This window comes from Novosphingobium olei, assembly GCF_012927405.1.
Taxonomy (GTDB): Bacteria; Pseudomonadota; Alphaproteobacteria; order Sphingomonadales; family Sphingomonadaceae; genus Novosphingobium; species Novosphingobium olei.
The window spans coordinates 334,859-352,563 of record NZ_JABBGM010000001.1; the positions used below are offsets into that span (position 1 = coordinate 334,859).

General features: G+C 67.9%; 16 protein-coding genes, 1 tRNA gene and 1 other RNA gene. 10 read left to right on the forward strand and 8 right to left on the reverse strand.

The window, feature by feature from the left end; all coding sequences use genetic code 11:
* The first annotated feature begins 1 nt into the window (after window position 1).
* A complete protein-coding gene (locus HHL27_RS01505) occupies window positions 2–1,096 on the forward strand; it encodes a catalase family protein (RefSeq protein ID WP_169491599.1) in 1,095 nt (364 codons plus the stop codon).
* A 15-nt stretch (window positions 1,097–1,111) separates the two neighbouring features.
* Here HHL27_RS01505 and HHL27_RS01510 read toward each other — a convergent pair.
* The 3 genes from HHL27_RS01510 to HHL27_RS01520 form a co-directional block, all read right to left on the reverse strand.
* A tRNA-Ile gene (locus tag HHL27_RS01510) sits at window positions 1,112–1,187 on the reverse strand.
* Window positions 1,188–1,234: 47 nt separating this feature from the next.
* The gene (locus HHL27_RS01515) at window positions 1,235–2,236 is read right to left on the reverse strand and encodes a polysaccharide deacetylase family protein (RefSeq protein WP_169491600.1); all 1,002 of its coding nucleotides are present in this window, start codon (window positions 2,234–2,236) and stop codon (window positions 1,235–1,237) included.
* A 14-nt stretch (window positions 2,237–2,250) separates the two neighbouring features.
* The gene (locus HHL27_RS01520) at window positions 2,251–4,077 is read right to left on the reverse strand and encodes a sensor histidine kinase (protein ID WP_169491601.1); all 1,827 of its coding nucleotides are present in this window, start codon (window positions 4,075–4,077) and stop codon (window positions 2,251–2,253) included.
* A 266-nt stretch (window positions 4,078–4,343) separates the two neighbouring features.
* Between HHL27_RS01520 and HHL27_RS01525 the strand changes: the two genes are divergently transcribed.
* Window positions 4,344–4,811 carry an Lrp/AsnC family transcriptional regulator gene (locus HHL27_RS01525; protein ID WP_169491602.1) on the forward strand — a complete coding sequence of 156 codons (468 nt, stop codon included), beginning with the start codon at window positions 4,344–4,346 and terminating at the stop codon, window positions 4,809–4,811.
* A 16-nt stretch (window positions 4,812–4,827) separates the two neighbouring features.
* On the opposite strand, the gene HHL27_RS01530 is transcribed toward HHL27_RS01525, so the two are convergent.
* Entirely contained in the window at window positions 4,828–5,124 is a 297-nt protein-coding gene (locus HHL27_RS01530) for a chorismate mutase (RefSeq protein ID WP_169491603.1), read from the reverse strand.
* A gap of 124 nt (window positions 5,125–5,248) precedes the next feature.
* On the opposite strand from HHL27_RS01530, the gene HHL27_RS01535 reads away from it, so the two are divergent.
* Window positions 5,249–6,262, forward strand: a complete 1,014-nt coding sequence (locus HHL27_RS01535; protein ID WP_169491604.1) for a polyprenyl synthetase family protein — start codon at window positions 5,249–5,251, stop codon at window positions 6,260–6,262.
* Window positions 6,263–6,482: 220 nt separating this feature from the next.
* On the opposite strand, the gene HHL27_RS01540 is transcribed toward HHL27_RS01535, so the two are convergent.
* Window positions 6,483–6,632, reverse strand: a complete 150-nt coding sequence (locus HHL27_RS01540) for a hypothetical protein (RefSeq protein WP_169491605.1) — start codon at window positions 6,630–6,632, stop codon at window positions 6,483–6,485.
* A 146-nt stretch (window positions 6,633–6,778) separates the two neighbouring features.
* Window positions 6,779–7,795 (reverse strand): aldo/keto reductase, encoded by a 1,017-nt coding sequence (locus HHL27_RS01545; protein ID WP_169491606.1) that lies wholly within the window; start codon window positions 7,793–7,795, stop codon window positions 6,779–6,781.
* A 127-nt stretch (window positions 7,796–7,922) separates the two neighbouring features.
* Between HHL27_RS01545 and hrpB the strand changes: the two genes are divergently transcribed.
* The 3 genes from hrpB to ffs all read left to right on the forward strand — a co-directional run bounded on the left by hrpB (window position 7,923) and on the right by ffs (window position 10,876).
* Complete coding sequence (hrpB, locus tag HHL27_RS01550; RefSeq protein ID WP_169491607.1) at window positions 7,923–10,370, forward strand: ATP-dependent helicase HrpB; 2,448 nt, start codon at window positions 7,923–7,925, stop codon at window positions 10,368–10,370.
* A 77-nt stretch (window positions 10,371–10,447) separates the two neighbouring features.
* Window positions 10,448–10,726, forward strand: a complete 279-nt coding sequence (locus tag HHL27_RS01555; protein WP_169491608.1) for an ETC complex I subunit — start codon at window positions 10,448–10,450, stop codon at window positions 10,724–10,726.
* A 55-nt stretch (window positions 10,727–10,781) separates the two neighbouring features.
* An RNA gene (gene ffs / locus HHL27_RS01560) (signal recognition particle sRNA small type) lies at window positions 10,782–10,876 on the forward strand.
* A gap of 32 nt (window positions 10,877–10,908) precedes the next feature.
* Here the strand turns inward: ffs and HHL27_RS01565 are convergent.
* A complete protein-coding gene (locus tag HHL27_RS01565) occupies window positions 10,909–11,352 on the reverse strand; it encodes a DUF4188 domain-containing protein (protein ID WP_169491609.1) in 444 nt (147 codons plus the stop codon).
* A 99-nt stretch (window positions 11,353–11,451) separates the two neighbouring features.
* Between HHL27_RS01565 and HHL27_RS01570 the strand changes: the two genes are divergently transcribed.
* From HHL27_RS01570 to HHL27_RS01585, 4 genes are all read left to right on the forward strand, one after another.
* Entirely contained in the window at window positions 11,452–13,314 is a 1,863-nt protein-coding gene (locus HHL27_RS01570; RefSeq protein ID WP_206069315.1) for a DNA polymerase III subunit gamma/tau, read from the forward strand.
* Window positions 13,311–13,646 carry a YbaB/EbfC family nucleoid-associated protein gene (locus HHL27_RS01575; protein ID WP_169491611.1) on the forward strand — a complete coding sequence of 112 codons (336 nt, stop codon included), beginning with the start codon at window positions 13,311–13,313 and terminating at the stop codon, window positions 13,644–13,646. Before HHL27_RS01570 ends, HHL27_RS01575 begins: the two co-directional genes overlap by 4 nt.
* A 44-nt stretch (window positions 13,647–13,690) precedes the next feature.
* Window positions 13,691–14,068: a DUF4919 domain-containing protein gene (locus tag HHL27_RS01580; RefSeq protein WP_169491612.1), complete on the forward strand. Its 378-nt coding sequence runs from the start codon at window positions 13,691–13,693 to the stop codon at window positions 14,066–14,068.
* Between the two features lie 153 nt (window positions 14,069–14,221).
* Window positions 14,222–15,346, forward strand: a complete 1,125-nt coding sequence (locus tag HHL27_RS01585) for an MlaA family lipoprotein (RefSeq protein WP_240959244.1) — start codon at window positions 14,222–14,224, stop codon at window positions 15,344–15,346.
* A gap of 4 nt (window positions 15,347–15,350) precedes the next feature.
* On the opposite strand, the gene HHL27_RS01590 is transcribed toward HHL27_RS01585, so the two are convergent.
* The gene (locus HHL27_RS01590) at window positions 15,351–17,669 is read right to left on the reverse strand and encodes a TonB-dependent receptor (RefSeq protein WP_338114797.1); all 2,319 of its coding nucleotides are present in this window, start codon (window positions 17,667–17,669) and stop codon (window positions 15,351–15,353) included.
* Window positions 17,670–17,705: the final 36 nt, after the last annotated feature.

Consider the following 17,705-nt stretch of genomic DNA (forward strand, 5'->3'; position numbering starts at 1 on the left):
GATGATCGCCCCTCCGATCCCCTATTCGCCTTCGCTCGAACAGCCGCTCGATGACGAGGACGAGACCGACGCTTCGCTGGAAGCCTCGTTCGCGCATATCCTGGAAACGACATTCAAGGATTACGGCAAGCCCGTGCGCGCGGTTCACGCCAAGGCGCACGCGCTGTTCGAAGGCACGTTCACGGTAGATGCCACGCTGCCGCGCGAGCTGGCGCAGGGGCTGTTCGCGCAGCCGGGCGAATACCGCGCGGCCCTGCGCGTCTCGACCAACCCCGGCGACATCCTCGATGACAACGTCGTGCTGCCGCGCGGCCTTGCGCTCAAGGTCGAAGGGGTGGGCGGCGAAATGCTGCCCGATACCGATGGCGATGCGCAGGATTTCCTGATGGTCAACGCGCCGATTTTCGCCGCGCCATCGGCAAAGAAGTTCGCGGGCAAGCTGAAGCTGCTGGCCGCGACGACAGACCGTGCCGAAGGCGCCAAGGTCGCGCTGTCCAGCGTGCTGGGCTTCATCAACGGTGCACTGGGCAAAGTCGGGCTGGAATCGGGCGCGCTCGCCGCGATGGGCGGTGCGCGGCAGGTCCATCCGCTGGGCGAGACCTATTTTTCGACGACGCCGTTCCGCCACGGCGACTACGTGGCCAAGTACCGACTGCGCCCGATCTCCCCATCGCTCACCGCGCTGGCCGGCACCGAGATCGACACGTCAGGCCGGCCCGATGGCCTACGCGAAACCCTTCGCGAGGATGCCCGCTCCCTGACCGGCGAATGGGCGTTCGAAGTGCAGTTGCTGCGCGATCTCGACAAGCAGCCGATCGAGGATGCCAGCGTGGAATGGAAAGAGGACGAGGCGCCCTTCGTGCAGGTGGCGACGCTGCGCATCGAACCGCAGGATAGCTGGAGCGCGGAGAAGGTCGCCCGGATCGACGAGGCCCTGCACTTTTCGCCGTGGAACGGCCTTGCCGCTCACCAGCCGCTGGGCAACGTCAACCGCGCCCGCCGCCGCGCTTACAAGCAATCTGCCGATTTCCGCGCCACGGGCGGTGGTTGTCCCATGACGGCGGCCCGCACGGCAGAGCCATCGGCGGCCGGCTGATCATGGTGCGCAGGGTGGTGGGCCCGGCAGGATTCGAACCCGCGACCTAGCCGTTATGAGCGGCCAGCTCTAACCGCTGAGCTACAGGCCCACGCGGAATTTGCGTTAGTGGCGGCAGCCGCGCTTGGCAAGCCGGGCTCAAACCTGTGCGGCGCGCATCAGTTCTTGAACGCCCGTCGGACGGACGCCGCGCTGCTGCAGGTAGGCAAACACCTTGCGCCACCAATCGTACAGGCGGTCAAGGTCATCCTCGTCACGCACATAGGGGGTGTTGCCGGGGCGCAGCGAAGGGCTGTGGAACGAGAACACCAGCACCGGCAGGCCATCGTCGAGCGCGATGTCGATGCCGCGCAGCGCTTCGTCGGCGTTGATGCCCTCGGGCGTCAGCGGAATGCGTTCGAGCAGGCCGGTACGCGCCAGTAGCCCGCGCAGACGGGGAACCCGCCACAGCGCGGGGTACAGCCAGTGCCCCTGTCCCCGCAGCGGGCCCCAGAACACCGTGGTCAGCGGCAGCTCCATCAGCCCGCGGGTGCGGTCGATCCACCAGGGGATGACCGGGTGATCGCGGAAATTGGGCCCGCCATGGCTCGAATAATCGAAGCGCGAGCGCACCGAGCTGTCGATCGCGATCGAACATTCGCCCAGGATCGGGGCCGTGGCCGGGCCCACGCCATAGCGGCCGGCGCGATAGACCAGCGGGGGTGCACCGAACGCCTGTTCGACGAGATTGCGCAACGCCCTGATCTTGGCCCGCTCCACCTCGGGCGGCAGGTTGCCGGCAAAGCTGTTGTGGACGTTGAGTTCTTCGACATGCGGCGGGCTGACCCAGGGATGCAGCTGTATGCCGATGTCGGCGCGCCCTTCGCGCACGGCTGGACCAAGCGCTTCGGCCGCGCGCTGATCACCGGCCACCGGGTGATCGACCAGCCATAGCGGAGTCACGCCGAAGCCTTCGCAGAACTGCTGGAACTTGGCGAGGCGCGGCACGTGGGCAAGGCCATGGCCGGTGCGCTCGAACGGCTTGGACCAGTCGAACTCCTCTTCCGCGTCGATCGTGACCAGGAAGCGCTGACCGAAATCGGATGCGAAACGGACGAAATCTTCCGGGCGCGGCAGGTCTAGGATGCCGGATTGGCGCATCGAGGGGGCGGCGTTCAGGCGACGCCGCGCGGGCGTTCGGGCGAAGCCGCAGGGTGGGCGCCGGCAAGCGGCAGATCGACCAGCAGCCGGGCGGCGCTGCGGGCAAGATGTCCGCCCACCGAGCGGACTTCGGCTGCGGCAAGGCGCAAGGCGAAGCCGTTGCCCAGCATGGCCTGCGTCGGCGAACTGGGCGTTGTCCGGTTGTCGGGCGCGAACAGCGCGGCATCGTCGCGCATCGCCAGGGCCGAGGGCAGCGGCAGGACCAGCCGGGCATAGCCGGCAGCCTCGCCCAACGAGAGCGACAGACGTTCGCCCGGCGCGGCCGATGCGGCAATCACCGACAGCATGCGCCACAGCATGCGTTCAAGCTCGATGGGTTCGATCGCGACCATCACCGGGGATTCGGGGATGGCCAGGCGCAGGCGCACTTCGCGCGGGCCGATCGCAGGTTCGAGCTGGCTGACCAGCCGGGTCAGCACTGCGCACAGGTCGGTCTCGCCGCCTTCGTGCTCGACCTGGCCGGTCTCGAGCCGGGCAAGCCGCTCGACTTCCTCGAACCCTGCCAGCATGCGCGCGGCGTCGGAGGCGACGCTGGCGGCAAGGCTGCGATACTGGTGCGGGGTTGGTCCGAAGATCTGCTGCTGGATCAGCTCGGCAAAACCCTGGATCGCATTGATCGGGGTGCGCAGTTCGTGAAGCAGCTGGCGCAGGCGATCGGTGCTGCTGTCGCCTTCGTCATCGTTGGCGGCCGCTGCCGCGCGCACGGGTTCGGGGCGGCGCAGGCGGGCGTGATAGCCGGTGTAATGGCCGCCTTCGCGAGCGAACGATGGGACGGCATCGACGCGCCATGAACCGGCGACCGGCGCGGTTCCTTCGAATGTCATCAGCCCGGCTTCGACCGGCAGGCGCGAACGGAAGGCGCGCAGCGTGTCGGCATCGCAGGTGGCGGGGGCATCGACTTCGCCGGTGAAGGGGCGATGGCCGACCAGCATCGGCGCGTGGGCGGCATCGGCGGCCACGATCATGCCTTCGGCATCGATGCGGATGTCGATCGCGGTGACGATGCGCGGGGCGGGCGCTTCGGCGGCGACGGCTTCCAGTTCCGCCTCTTCGTCCGTGGCGCGCGCGGGCGGCTGGCTTTCGCGGAAGCGGCGGAAGGCCTCGATACGACGGACGATGTCGCCGATGCCTTCCCGCTGCGGGGGCGAAAGCAGGCTTTCCTGCTGCGCCGAAACGAGTTCGAGCGGCGGCGGCGTCTGTCCGTCGTCAGGCTTGTAGCTGTGCTCGGGCGCGCGCTCGTCGTCGTGCGCTGCATCGTCGGCGATCGGTTCGGGCTCGGGCGTCCGGATCGGCGCGTTCGCTATCGCCATTGCCGCGGCCATCACGGGCTGGGGCACATAGTCGTCGGGTTCGGGCAGCGCAAAATCGTTGACGCCGAGCCGGGCGAGCAGATCGTGGACCTTGTCGCCCAGATCGCGGCGATGGCGCAGCGCGCCGCGTGCGCGCACCGGCAATTCGGGAATCAGATCGAGCCAGTCGGCTTCGGACAGGTTGGCACCGGCCACTGCCGCCATCGCCAGTTCCGGGCTGCGCTGGACGAAGCGCCAGACGAGCGCGGGCGAACGCAGACCGCCCGAGCGCAGCAGTGAAGCGCAATCGTCTTCGTCCAGCGTATCGGCGATCGTTTCGAGGCGGGTGAGGGCGGCGGCCTGCACCGGCGTGGGCGGCGTTGCCATCTCCCTGCCAAGCAGGTCGGCCAGCTGGCGGAACTGGATCCGCAAGGACAGCCGCCCCGTCGCATTCGTGCGCAACACGGTTGCCAGGCGGTCGTCAACGATCATTGCAGCCTTGCTCTCCTGATCCCGGCGGGCGGCCGCACCATGGCCGTTTCGGGCCGGCCGCGCTAGCGTACGAGACCCTAACAAATTGTGGAATCGCCTGAAAGGTCCACATTGATTGCGTTGCAATGTGGCACGATTGCGGTATGTCACAACATTATTATCGTCTTTACGCCGATTGGGTGTGGAAAGTTGCCGGGGTCCCGGTCGACAAGCTTCCTCGCCCGGTCTTAGGCGGAAGGTCGCAGGCTGGGCTGCGGTAGGAAAGAATGGCGACACTGGACGCGATCGACCGGCGGCTGCTCGCCGAATTGCAGGACGAAGGACGGGTGACGAACGTCGAGCTGGCGCAGCGCGTCGGCCTGACCGCGCCGCCGTGCCTGCGCCGCGTCCGCGCGCTGGAAGAAGCGGGCGTTATCCGGGGCTATCACGCCGATCTCGATTCCTCGAAGCTCGGCTTTGCGATCACCGTCTTCGCGCTCGTCAGCCTGAAGAGCCAGGCCGAGGAATCGCTGCGCCAGTTCGAGGAGCACATGCGCACGCTGGCCGAAGTGCGCGAGTGCCACATGCTCAATGGCGAGATCGACTTCATCCTTAAGATCGTCAGCCGCGACCTGCAGAGCTTCCAGGAATTCCTGACCAGCAAGCTGACGCCCGCGCCCAACGTGGCGAGCGTCAAGACCAGCCTGACCATCCGCACCGCCAAGCAGTTGCCGGGCGTTCCGCTGGAAGACTGAAGCCGGCCTGCTTCGGTCAGGCCGCCGGCGATCCTGATGCCGCCCGTTCGTGGTGGCGGATCACTTCCTGAATGATGAAGCGCAGGAACTTTTCGGAAAATTCGGGATCGAGCCGGGCGTCCTCGGCCAGCTTGCGCAGGCGGGCGATCTGGCGCTCTTCGCGGCCGGGGTCCGAAGCGGGGAGCTTGTTCGCGGCCTTGTAGGCACCTACAGCTTGGGTGATGCGGAACCGTTCGGCCAGGATGTGGATCATCGCCGCATCGATGTTGTCGATGCTCTGGCGGTACCCGGCCAGAACCTGATCGTCGCTCATCTCGAAATCCCCGCTTGCCCGGCCCACACCCGGGTCCGTCCCCGGCTGCGAATTGCCCGACGGGTCCCCTAAGGCGCAACTTGCGACTTGCCAAGCGCGGGACCGTTCGCCAATCGGGCAAACGATGACTGGAAACGTCCACCCGCTTCCCCGCAAGGCCGCACCTTCGCTGCAGCCGCTGATGGCGCTGGTCGCCGATGGCATGAACAGCGTCAATGCGGTGATCCTCGATCGCATGCAGTCGCGCATCCCGCTGATCCCGGCGCTGGCCGGCCACCTGATCGCGGGCGGCGGCAAGCGGATGCGCCCGATGCTGACCCTCGCCAGCGCCAGCCTGCTGGGCTACGGCGGCAGCCGGCACTACAAGCTGGCCGCCACGGTGGAGTTCATCCACACCGCAACCCTGCTGCACGACGACGTGGTGGACGGGTCTGACATGCGCCGCGGCAAGAAGACCGCGAACATCGTCTACGGCAACCCGGCGACGGTGCTGGTGGGCGACTTCCTGTTCAGCCGCAGCTTCGAACTGATGGTCGAGGACGGCAGCCTGAAGGTGCTGCGCATCCTGTCCAATGCCAGCGCGGTGATCGCCGAGGGCGAGGTGGACCAGCTGGTTGCCCAGCGCCAGATCGAGACGAGCGAGGAGCGCTACCTCGCCATCATCAACGCCAAGACCGCCGCGCTGTTCGCCGCCGCCTGCCGCATCGCCGCCGTGGTGGCCGAACGATCGGACGAGGACGAGATGGCGCTCGATGCCTATGGCCGCAACCTTGGCATTGCGTTCCAGCTCGCCGACGATGCGATCGACTATGATTCCGATGCGTCGGAAATGGGCAAGGACCAGGGCGACGATTTCCGCGAGGGCAAGATGACCCTGCCGGTGATCCTGGCCTATGCGCGCGGCACCGAGGACGAGCGGGCGTTCTGGCGTGCGGCCATTGCCGGCGACCGCAATTCGGACCAAGACCTGGCGCATGCTGTCGCGCTGATCCGCCGCCACGATGCCGTCAACGCGACGCGCGAACGGGCCCGCCATTATGCCGCCCGCGCGATCGATGCGATCGCCCGCTTCCCCGATGGTGCGGCCAAGGCGGCAATGACCGAAGCGGCCGAATTTGCCGTCGCTCGCCGGTTCTGACCCCGCACTGAATCGCCCCTGATTCGCGACCGTCAAACGGTCCTTCAGAGGCCAAGTTGACAAAGTTGACAGTGTCCTGGGGAATAATTGCAATCGATCAGTAAGACGAAATTGATCGCCTAGGGCGATTAGTTGTTCATGCAAGGCGCGCAGGCAAGACATGGCGCCATTTGTGCCACGACCGTGCCGGAGTAGGAAAATCGCGGGGCGCGCATACCTGTCAGGAGCGCGGCCCGCGCAGCTTGCGCCAGAGCCAGAAGCAGCCGCCGGCCGAGACCACGCCGATGCCGAGAATGCCCGCGCCGACAGCCGCCCCGGTGAAGAGGATGCTGGTCGCCAGCGCGATGACAATCTCAAAGGTGGTCTTCATGCCGTGCGCCCCCGATAGCGCAATGCGCCCGTACCGGTCATGAACGGACGAGCGCGGCATTCCCTGCACTTCGGGCCCTGCACGTCGGGCCCCGTACGTCGGGATTTCGACGCGGCGCCAGACCCCCGCGTGCGGGGCTGACCAGATCAACCCATGGGGTACATGATTTCGCGGCTGACCTTGTCGACCGCCTTCATCGCTTCGTCGGGAAGGACGAGATCGGCCGCCGCGAGGATCGGGGCGACCTGCGCCTGGCTGGAAACGCCGACGATGGTGGAGGCGACGAAATCGTGCTGCTTCGACCAGGCTACGGCGAACGTCACTGGATCGAGCCCGTGTTCGGCGGCGATGGCGGCGAAGCGTTCGGTCGAGGCCAGCGACTTGTCGTTGACGAAGCGGCGGCCCATCGCGGCCTGGCGGCCTTCCATCGCGAGATAGCGCGAGAAGCGCGCGCCATCGGGGCGGGCGCCGCCGTTGTACTTGCCCGCAAGCACGCCACCGGCGATCGGCGAATAGGGTATCAGGCTGACGCCTTCCTTGCGGCAGACCTGGGCCAGCTCGTCTTCGAAGCGGCGATTGTTGAGGCTGAAGTTGTTCTGGATCGTCTGGTAGCGTGCGCCGCCGACGCGCTCGCTGGCGGCGATCGACTTCATCAGGCCCCAGCTGGTTTCGTTCGAGCAGCCCAGGATGCGGACTTTCCCTGCGCGGACCAGCTCGTCGAGCACTTCCATGGTTTCCTCGTAAGGGGTGTCATGGTCGGGCCAGTGGGTCTGGTAGAGATCGATGTAGTCGGTCTGCAGCTTCTTCAGGCTGCCTTCGATCGCGGTGACGATGTTGCGGCGATCGAGCGCGGTCATGCCGGAGCGCAGCGGGCTCTTGAACCAGACATGGCTGGGGCCGGAAACCTTGGTCGCGAGGATGATGGCGTCGCGCGGCTTGGTCTTCATCCAGCGCCCGACGATCTCTTCGGTGCGGCCGACCCACTTGGCATCGGGCGGCACGGGATAACCTTCGGCGGTGTCGTAGAAGTTGATGCCGGCGTCGAAGCATTCGTCGAGCACGCGGAAGGCTTCGGCTTCGTCGGTCTGGCTGCCGAAGGTCATCGTGCCCATGCAGATGTCCGAGACGACGATGGCGGATGTGCCGAGGCGGCGGTGTTGCATCTTGCGAAATTCCCCCATGGGCCGCTGTGGCCGGTTTCTTTTCGCAACCTGACTGCCGTCGCCGGATGACGCGGTCAAGACGTGTGCAGCTTGCAGGTGCGCTTTGGCGGGGGCTAAGGCGACCTGTGTGAGCGAGCTTCCGATCCATGCCGTGCTGCCCGACCTCCTCGATGCGCTGCGCGAGGGGCCGAGCGCCGTGTTGATCGCGCCGCCGGGGGCGGGCAAGACCACCGCGGTGGCGCCCGCGCTGATCGGCGAGCCATGGTGCACCGGCCAGGTCATCGTGCTGTCGCCCCGTCGCGTGGCGGCGCGCGCGGCGGCCGAGCGCATGGCCGAACTGCTGGGCGAGGAAGCGGGTGGCACGATCGGTTATGTCACCCGGCTCGACGCCAAGCGGTCAGCCCGAACGCGCGTTCTGGTGATGACCGAAGCGATCTTCGTGGCGACGATCCTCAACGATCCGGAGCTGACCGGAGTTTCGGCGGTGCTGTTCGACGAAGCGCACGAGCGGCATCTCGACAGCGATCTGGGCCTTGCGCTGGCGATCGAGGCGCAGGGCGTGCTGCGCGAGGACCTGCGCATCGTGGTCATGTCGGCGACACTGGACGGGGCGCGGTTCGCGCGCCTTCTGGGTGACGCGCCGGTGGTGGAGAGCGAGGGGAGGGCGTTCCCGCTGGAGCTGCGCTGGCTGGGCGCGCGGGCGGACCTGAAGGTGGAGCAGCAGGTCGCATCGGCGGTGATGCAGGCGTGGCGGGAGGAAAGCGGGGACATCCTCGCCTTCCTGCCCGGCGTGGCCCAGATCGAGCGCTGCGCCGACCTGCTGCGCGAGAAGTTGCCTTCCGCGCTGGTGTTGCCATTGCACGGACAGGTGGAGCCTGCGGGCCAACGCGCGGCGATCCGGCGGGATGCGCAAGGGCGCCGGCGCGTGGTGCTGGCGACGAGCATCGCCGAAACCTCGCTGACCCTCGACGGCGTGTCGGTGGTGGTCGATGCGGGACTTTCGCGCCGCGCGGAGTTCGACAAGGTCGCGGGCGTTACGCGGCTGGTCACGCATCGCGCCAGCCAAGCCGCTGCGACCCAGCGCGCGGGGCGCGCGGCGCGGCAGGGGCCGGGCGTTGCCTACCGCCTGTGGGAAGAGGCCGGGCACGCCGGGCGGCCGGCGTTCGAGCCGCCCGAAATCCTGACCAGCGACCTCGGTCCCTTGGCGCTGACGCTGGCGCAGTGGGGGGCGGCCGATGCGGGCGCGCTGGCGTGGCTCGATCCGCCGCCTGCCCCGGCGATGGCGGCGGTGCAGGCGCAGCTGCGGGCGCTGGGCGCACTCGATGACGAGGGGCGGATCACCGATCATGGCCGGGCGATGGCGCGGCTGCCGATGGAGCCGGCGCTGGCGCACATGCTGCTGTTTGCGGCGGAACGCGGCTGCGAGACGCAGGCCGCGCGGCTGGCTCTGCTGCTGCAGGAGCGCGGGCTTGGCGGGCGTTCGGACGATCTGGCGCTGCGGCTCGACCGCTGGAACGGTGAGCGGGGGGCAAGGGCCGAGGCTTCGCGCAAGCTGGCGGGGCGCTGGGCCGAGATGGCGCGCAAGCTGGCGGGCAAGAGCGGGGCGGCAGACGTTCCGTTGGGCGTGCTGCTGGCCGAAGCCTTTCCAGACCGGATCGCGCGGGCGCGCTCTGCCAGCGGGGAGGAATGGCTGGCGTCTGGTGGGCGGGGCTACCGGCTGGATCCGGCATCGCCGCTGGTGACGGCGAAATGGCTGGTCATCGGCGATGCGCAGGGCGAGGCGAAGGGCGCGCGGATCATGGGCGGCATCGCGCTGGACGAAGCCGACATCGCGCGCTGGCTGGGGCATCGGCTGGAAGAGCGTCACGCGCTTTGGTGGAACGCCGAGGCAGGCCGGGTCGAGGCGCGGCTGGAGCGGCGACTGGGGCAGGTGGTGCTGGCGCGGGTGCCCGATCCGAAGCCCGATCCCGACGCGGTGGTGGCGCTGCTGCTGGAGCGGGTGCGGGCAGAGGGCCTTGGCATACTGCCGCTGGGGGCAGGCGCGCGGGCGCTGATCGTGCGCGGGACCTATGCGGGGCTTGAGGCGCTTTCAGAGGCGGCGCTGATCACCGATCTGGACGACTGGCTGGCGCCGATGCTTGCAGGGCGGCGCGATCTCGACGTTAGCCCAGGCAAGCTGCACGATGCATTGCTCAACCGGCTCGACTGGAACGAGCGGCAGACGCTGGACAAGCTGGCGCCGGCCGAGTTCCGCTCGCCCGCCGGCACGAGCCATGCGATCGATTATGGCCACGAAGGCGGGCCGATGGTGGAACTGCGCGTGCAGGCGCTGTTCGGGCTGGACTGCCATCCCGCCGTCGGTCAGCCGCCGCGGCCGCTGCTGCTGTCGCTGACTTCGCCCGGGGGCAAGCCGATCCAGACGACGGCGGACCTGCCGGGGTTCTGGCGCGGATCGTGGAAGGACGTGGTCAAGGACATGAAGGGCCGCTACCCCAAGCATCGCTGGCCCGAGACGCCGTGGACCGAGGACCCCAGCCTCAAGACCCGCAACGCGTTCGAGGCTTCGCGGAAGTAGGTGGGCGGAAAGTAAGCGAGCGGCTGCCTCTAATGCGGACTTGATTTGCGACGCGATTCGCAAGAAAGCCTCGCGCCATGACCGCACGCATCTACCAGCGCCCGAAGAACGCCATGCAGTCCGGCAAGGCCCGGACGAGCGACTGGCTCCTCGAATTCGAACGGTCGGAGGCGCAGCGCCCCGATCCGCTGATGGGCTGGGCCGGGTCCGGCGATACGCAGGCGCAGGTGACGCTGAGCTTCGGCTCGCTCGACGAGGCCAAGGCCTATGCCGACAAGTACGGCATTGCGGCGCACGTGATCCCGACGCCGCCCAAGCGGCTGAAGCTGCAGAGCTACGCCGACAACTTCAAGTAAGCGGGCTGGTGGCAAGCGGGCTGGACAAACCGCCCGCGCCGCACCATATGGCGGTCCGGGAGTCGGGTGGACGTTTGCGTTCGCCAACCTGGTCAGGTCCGGAAGGAAGCAGCCACAACGAGTTGCGGCGGGTCGCCCGGCTCCTTTTCGAAAAGGCGGTCTTCAGGCCGCCTTTTTCTTTTTCAGGCGTCGGGCGCGGTGCCGGCCTGCTTCATCCGCTCGCGCGCTTCGCTGCGCCTTCCTTCGGCGGGGACCAGGTTGCCCACGCGGCCGAGGCCGAAGGGCGGCATGTTGACGTAGATCGCTTCGTGCCCGGCAGGCGCGACGACGTAGGTTTCATGGAAGATGCCCACGGTCCCGTCGGTGCCCACGGCCTTGTTGAACGCGGCCCAGGCCGGCCAGTGCCGCTTGTCGCGGGCACGGGCGTAGGTTTCCAGGCTTTCGAAATCGCGCCAGTACTGGATCAGCGTGACGGTGCGCAGGCCGGCGATCATCGGACCCATCGCCCGGATCACGGGAAGCCACTTGTGCACCTTGAGCGCGCGGTTGATCCGCATGCCGATGATGAAGATCACCAGCGGGCCGTCGTAGTCGGCCGTCATCCGCGCGGTGAGGAGCTTGCTCATGAGTCGGCAACCTATCATAGATAGGCAATCTCGCAATCCACGACGAACTGCGCGTGACCCGTTCGACAAGTGACGGGGGAGGCCCTACCTAAGGCGGTGATGGGCGAATCCACCGACATGTTTGGCGATCTTCCCGAGGAGGAAGAGAAGGGCCCGAGCGCCGACGAGCTCGAGGCGGCGGGGCAGGCATCGATGTTCGGCGATCCTGCGCCGGCACCGGCAGCCGTGTCAGCACCAGCAGCAGCGACAGCGTCGGCACCCGCTGCTGTGACTCCGCCTGCGCCCGTGGCCGAAGCCAAGCCGGTGACGACGCCCGCCACGCCCTATCGTGTGCTGGCGCGCAAGTACCGTTCGCAGACGTTCTCCGAGCTGATCGGGCAGGACGCGATGGTCCAGACACTGGCCAACGCGATCAAGCGCGACCGGCTGGCGCACGCCTTCCTGATGACCGGCATCCGCGGGGTGGGCAAGACGTCCACCGCGCGGCTGATCGCCAAGGCGCTGAACTGCGTGGGGCCGGACGGGCAGGGCGGGCCCACGATCGACCCGTGCGGCGTGTGTGAACCGTGCGTCGCCATTGCCGAAGGGCGGCACATCGACGTTATCGAGATGGACGCGGCGAGCCACACCGGTGTCGACGACGTGCGCGAGATCATCGAGGCGGTGCGCTACGCCGCGGTCAGCGCGCGCTACAAGATCTACATCATCGACGAAGTCCACATGCTGAGCCGCAATGCCTTCAACGCGTTGCTCAAGACGCTGGAAGAGCCGCCGGCGCATGTGAAGTTCCTGTTCGCCACGACCGAGGTCGACAAGCTGCCGGTCACGGTGCTGAGCCGCTGCCAGCGCTTCGATCTGAAGCGTATTCCGGCCAGCCTGCTCGCCAGCCACTTCGCCATGGTCTGCGGCAAGGAGGGCGTCGAGGCCGAGGACGAGGCGCTGGCGATGATCGCGGCGGCGGCCGAAGGTTCGGTGCGCGACGGGCTGTCGATCCTGGACCAGGCGATCAGCCATGCCGACCTTGCGACCGGAGGCGAAGGCCCGACGAAGGTGACCGCCGAAGCGGTGCGCGAGATGCTCGGCCTTGCCGACAAGACGATGCAGCGCCGCCTGTTCGGGGCGATCCTGAGCGGCGATGGCAATGCGCTGCTGGCCGAAGTGGCGCACCAGTATGCGCTGGGGATCGAGCCGGTCGCGCTGATGCGGGCGCAGATGGACATCGTCCACAAGGTGACCGTGGCGCAGGTGTCGGGCAGTGCCGACGGCCGTTCCGCCGAAGAGCGCAAGGCGCTGGAGGACTGGGGCAAGGCGTTGAGCGCGGGCCAGCTGCACCGGTTGTGGCAGCTGATGCTCAAGGGCCACGAGGAAGTGCGCACGGCCCCCGATCCGCTCGCTGCGGCGCAGATGGCGCTGCTGCGCGTGCTGCACGCCGCGGACATGCCCGATCCTTCTGGGCTGGTGAAGAAGCTGGAGGAGATCGCCTCTCGCCCCGTGGTCGTCCAGGCGAGCGAAGGCGCGCCAGGCGAAGCAGGGCCGGTGGCGCGTGCGGCACCGGTGCCGGTTGCGCTCGATTGGGAGCAACTGGTCGAACAGGTCGAGCACCTGTCCCCGCTCACCGGATCGTCGATGCGGCTTTCGGTGCGGGTGATCGAGCTGCGGCAGGGGTACCTGCGCTATGAACAGGCGCCGGGGCTGCCGGGCGATCCGACGCAGGACATCCGCAAGGCGCTGCAGAGCGCCACTGGCGAACCCTGGGTCGTGGAGCGCGGGCAGGCGGGCGATGGCGTGATCGCGCTGCCGAGCCTTGTCGAAGCGAAGGAACTGCGCGACAAGCAGGCCGAGAACGAAATGATGGACGATCCCCTTGTGAAGGCGGCATTTGCTGCCTTCCCGCAGGCGAAGATCGTCGACGAGGAAAGCTCGCTCGAGCATTCCCGCAAGCCGTGGAGCAGACGCGCATGAAGTCGATGGAAGAAATGATCCAGGCCGCCCAGAAGGCCGCCGAGACGATCCAGAAGCAGATGGAGGACGCGCAAGGGCGCCTCGACGCGATCGAGGTCGAAGGCGCGGCCGGTGGCGGCCTTGTGAAGGTGCGCGCTTCGGCCAAGGGGCGGGTGATCGGCGTTAGCGTCGACGACAGCCTGCTGGTGGTGTCGGAAAAGGGCATCCTCGAAGACCTGATCGCGGCGGCGTTCAATGATTGCCGCACCAAGGCCGACGCGGCGGCGGGCGAGGAAATGCAGAAGGTGCAGATGGCGGCCGGCATTCCGCCGGGCTTCAAGCTGCCGTTCTGAACGGACGGGCCGCGCCATTGAAGAGTTCAAGCAGGGGGTAGGACATGTTGGCATTGATCGCGGCGCTGGCTCTGGCAACGGCCGCAACTTCGGAACCGGTCCCGTCGGCGAGCAAGGCGGTCGTGCCGGTGGCGAAGGCGGCCACGCTGACCCCTCGGCTTCAGGCAATCATGGCCAAGGGCGATGGCGCGTCGCGCGAAACGGCTTATCCGATCACGCGCCTGCGCGATGAATATGCGATCGTGAACCTGCTGGGCGCGACGCCGGTTTCGCAGGAATCGGTGACCGAGGGCGGCAAGTTCGACGTGCTGACCGTACGGGTGGTGAAGACCGGCGAGACGCGCCAGATGTGGTTCAACCTGGCCCAGGTCGGCAAGGCTCCTCGCCATTCGCCTGCCAGGCGCAAGCGCGCTCATCACTGACCCGATCCGGCCAGCTTGCGTGGCGCGCCGTTGGTCGCTTCGCAGTGCGGCGCAGCGGCGAGTTGTGTCGACAACGTGACAGTTTTCTATAAGGCGGTGTAACGGAACGCGTGGTTTTGCCCGCCCGACCGTTCACGAGGAGCAAAAGACGCCTTGAGCCTGTCCACCCTGGCTGCAGCCGCGGCCCTGGCCGCCCAGCCGGCCCCTGTTGTTCCCGTCACCGCCACCCAAACGCCTGCGGCCACGGCTGCGCTGGATGCGACGGTACCTGTCACATCCGGACCCCTGCCATCCGCGCCCGCGACGCCGGCTTCCTCCGAGGCTGCGCCCTCCAGTTCTGCGCCGGTTGCTCCGGCAGCCGGGACCGATGTCGCCGCACCTTCGCCTGCTGCGCCGGATCCCGCCGCACCGGCAACCGCTGCTGGCGGTAACACGCCCCCGCCGCCGCCGGTCCAAGGCAACGAGATCGTGGTTTCCGGGCACAGCAAGCCGCCGCCGCAGGATCCGATGCAGGCGGTGAACCTGAAATCCTACGAGGTGGTGCAGAAGGTCGACGACAAGTTCGTTGCACCGCTCGCCCGCGGATATCAGAAGGCGCTGCCGAGCCCGGTGCGGGCGGGCTTGCGCCATTTCCTGTCGAACCTGACCGAGCCGGTGGTCGCGCTCAATTTCCTGTTGCAGCTGAAGCCGGGCAAGGCAGCGGAAACCGTCGGCCGCTTCGCGATCAATTCCACGATCGGCGTCGGCGGGCTGATCGACGTGGCTAAGGCCAAGCCGTTCAACCTGCCCTATCGCCGCAACGGCCTTGCCTGGACGCTGGGATACTACGGCGTGGGGCCGGGGCCGTACCTGTTCCTGCCGCTGGTCGGCCCGACATCGCTGCGCGACGTGATCGGCCTGACCATCGACCGTGCCCTGCTGCCGGCGGCGGTGGGCAAGCCGCTGACCAATCCGGCCTATGTCGTCGCCTCGAACGTCATCAAGTCGCTCGACGATCGCGTGCAGACCGATGCCGAGCTGCGGCAGATGCGCGAAAGCGACGATCCCTATGGGTCCTATCGCAAGGCCTACCTTGCGCAGCGCCAGGCCGAGATCGACCATCTGCGCGGCCGCGACAAGAAGCCGGTGCCTGCGCCGGTAGCACCAGCTCCGGCAACGGTAGCTCCGCCGGCCGCCGAGCCTACACCCGCGCCAGTGGCGGCTGCCGTGCCATCCCCGCCGCCTGCGCCGACTTTCGTGTCGAACCCGGTGGTCCAGCCGCTGCCGGAAAAGCGCTAGATTATTAGAACTTCGCCGAGACGGTGACCGTCCAGCGCCGGGGGGAACCGGGGCCATAGAAGCGCGTGCCATCGGCGTCGGGTGCTTCGGGCAGCGGCACCTCGCCGATTTCACCATAGGTGCCGAAGGTCGCATAGCGGCGATCGAACAGGTTCTGCACTTCGCCGGTGAGCGAAACCCCGCGCCCCAGCGCCAGCCGTGCGCGCAGGTTGGCGATCAGGTAGCCCGGAACCGGGCGATCGAGATTGGCCGCATCGCCCAACAGAACCTGGCCCGACCGCGCAACGAGATCGCCGCCGAGACCAAAGCGTTTCGCATCATAGTCCATCGACAGGGTGGCGCTGTGGCGCGGGATGCCGGGAAGGCGGTTGCCGCGTTCGACGCGGATCGTGCCGGTTTCCGGATCGGCGAAGGGGTTGTCCGGGCTGGACAGGGTCAATGCCGACAGGCTGGTCGCATCGGTGAAGGCGTAGCTCGCCGCAATGCGCCAGCCGTTGCGGGCGAGCTTGAGCGTGGCTTCGAGGCCCTGCCGGCGCGTGCGGCCGATGTTGGTGAACCATGAGCGGCCGCGCACGCGCGAGGCGACATGCTGGATATCGTCCTGATTCACGGTCCGGTAGAGCGAAAGCAGTCCGTCGAGCTGCCAGCCGGCGACGCGCCCACTGGCCACCGCGCCTGCTTCGAGGCTGCGCGCGACGACCTGCTTGAGATGGGGATCGGCAACGAAGAAGTTGGCGAGGCTGCAGGGAGCCTCTTCATCGGCGCAGGACAGTTCCGCCGGGGTCGGCATGCGGTTGGTTTCGGAATAGCCGGCGCGCAGCGACAGGCCCCTGGTCACGGCCCAGTCGAACTCGATGCCGGGATTGACGCGCGAATAGCGATGGGTGCCGTCGAGATCGTCACCCAGCCGGTCCTCGAGCGTGATCGTGCCCTGATTCCAGCGCAGCCCTATTTCGGCCTGCAGGCCGGGTAGCAGCGGGACAGTGTCCGAAAGGAAAAGGCCCCAGGCGCTGTTGCGCGCCTGGACCGAGATGGGGCCGATCGGGCCACCTGGCGCAAGGCTCTGGCCCAGGCCAGTGACCTGGCGGTCTTCGCCTACGCGTCCGACTTCGACCGATGTTGCAAAGTCGGTGCGACCCGCATCGTGGCTCATCCCGAGGGCGAGGTGATTGGTGCCAGCCAGCAGCGGGCGTTCGTCGATCAGTTGCACCAGCACGCCGCCGCTGCGGGAGTGCAGCATGGCGCGGTTGAGCACGCCGTAGATCGGCGCTTCGCTGGCAGGCGGGCCGGCGCGGAGGCTGTCCATACCGACCAGCAGCGCGTCCTCGTCCTCAAGGTCGAGTGCGCAGAGCCGGGCTTCGTCGTCGGGGCAGGGCGCGATGTCGGCGGTATCGCCGTTCAGCCCGGTCAGCCTGAGGTCCTGTCCGTAAAGCGTCGCCTCGATCCTGCTGTCGGGTCCAAGCAGCAGGCGCGGATGCAGGCTGAGGCGGGTGTAGCGGCTGCGCGCGCGGTCGGGCCAGGTGAACACCGCCGAGCGCCGCGCGGCAAGCAGGTCGACTGGAGCGGCGCCATTGCCGGTCAGGTCGGTATCCGCGACGAGCAGCTTGGCATGGAGGCCGCCGGTCGAATCGTCGTCAAACCCCACGTCGGCGAACAGGTTGGCGAGCTGCGAGGGACTGTGGTCGCGCCAGCCGTTCTCGCGACGGGCTTGCCCGGCGATGAACCAGCTGAACCGGTCCTGCGCGCCGCCTGCCGAGACTGCCGCCTCGCGCCGGCCGTAGTTGCCGCCCGAAAGGCTCATGGTGAAGCCAGGATCGCTGCGGCCAGTTGCGGTTTCGATCACCAGTGCCCCGCCCAGCGCGTTGAAGCCGTAGACCGGGCTCGAATCGAGCAGCGTGATGCGGCGGATCGCGGCGTCGGGGATGAGATCGAAGCCGACGGTATCGCCGAACGGCTGGTTGAAGCGGCCGCCATCGAGATAGACCGCAAGCCCCTGCGCTTCGCCCTGCAGCGGCGAGGCGAGGTAGCCGCGATAGGCGAGCGTCGGCTGCCACGGGTTGCCCTGCGCATCCTGCAGCGTGATCCCGGCGACGTTGCGTACCAGCGCGCCGAGCGCATCGGGCCGGCCGGCGCGCGATACCGCGTCGCGGTCGATCTCCAGCGCATCATCGCGGTCGATCCCGCCGCCGGGGGCAGTGACCACGATCTGAGGGTTGGTCTGGGCCGCGGGCTGGGCGGCAAGGGGCGATGCGCCGCTTAGCGCCAGCGAAGCGAGTCCGACGCGCGCGATCGATCGCTTATGTTGGTAACCTTCAGGTTTCACGTTTCCCCCGGCGATGGCGGGTAACGACCGCCGGGC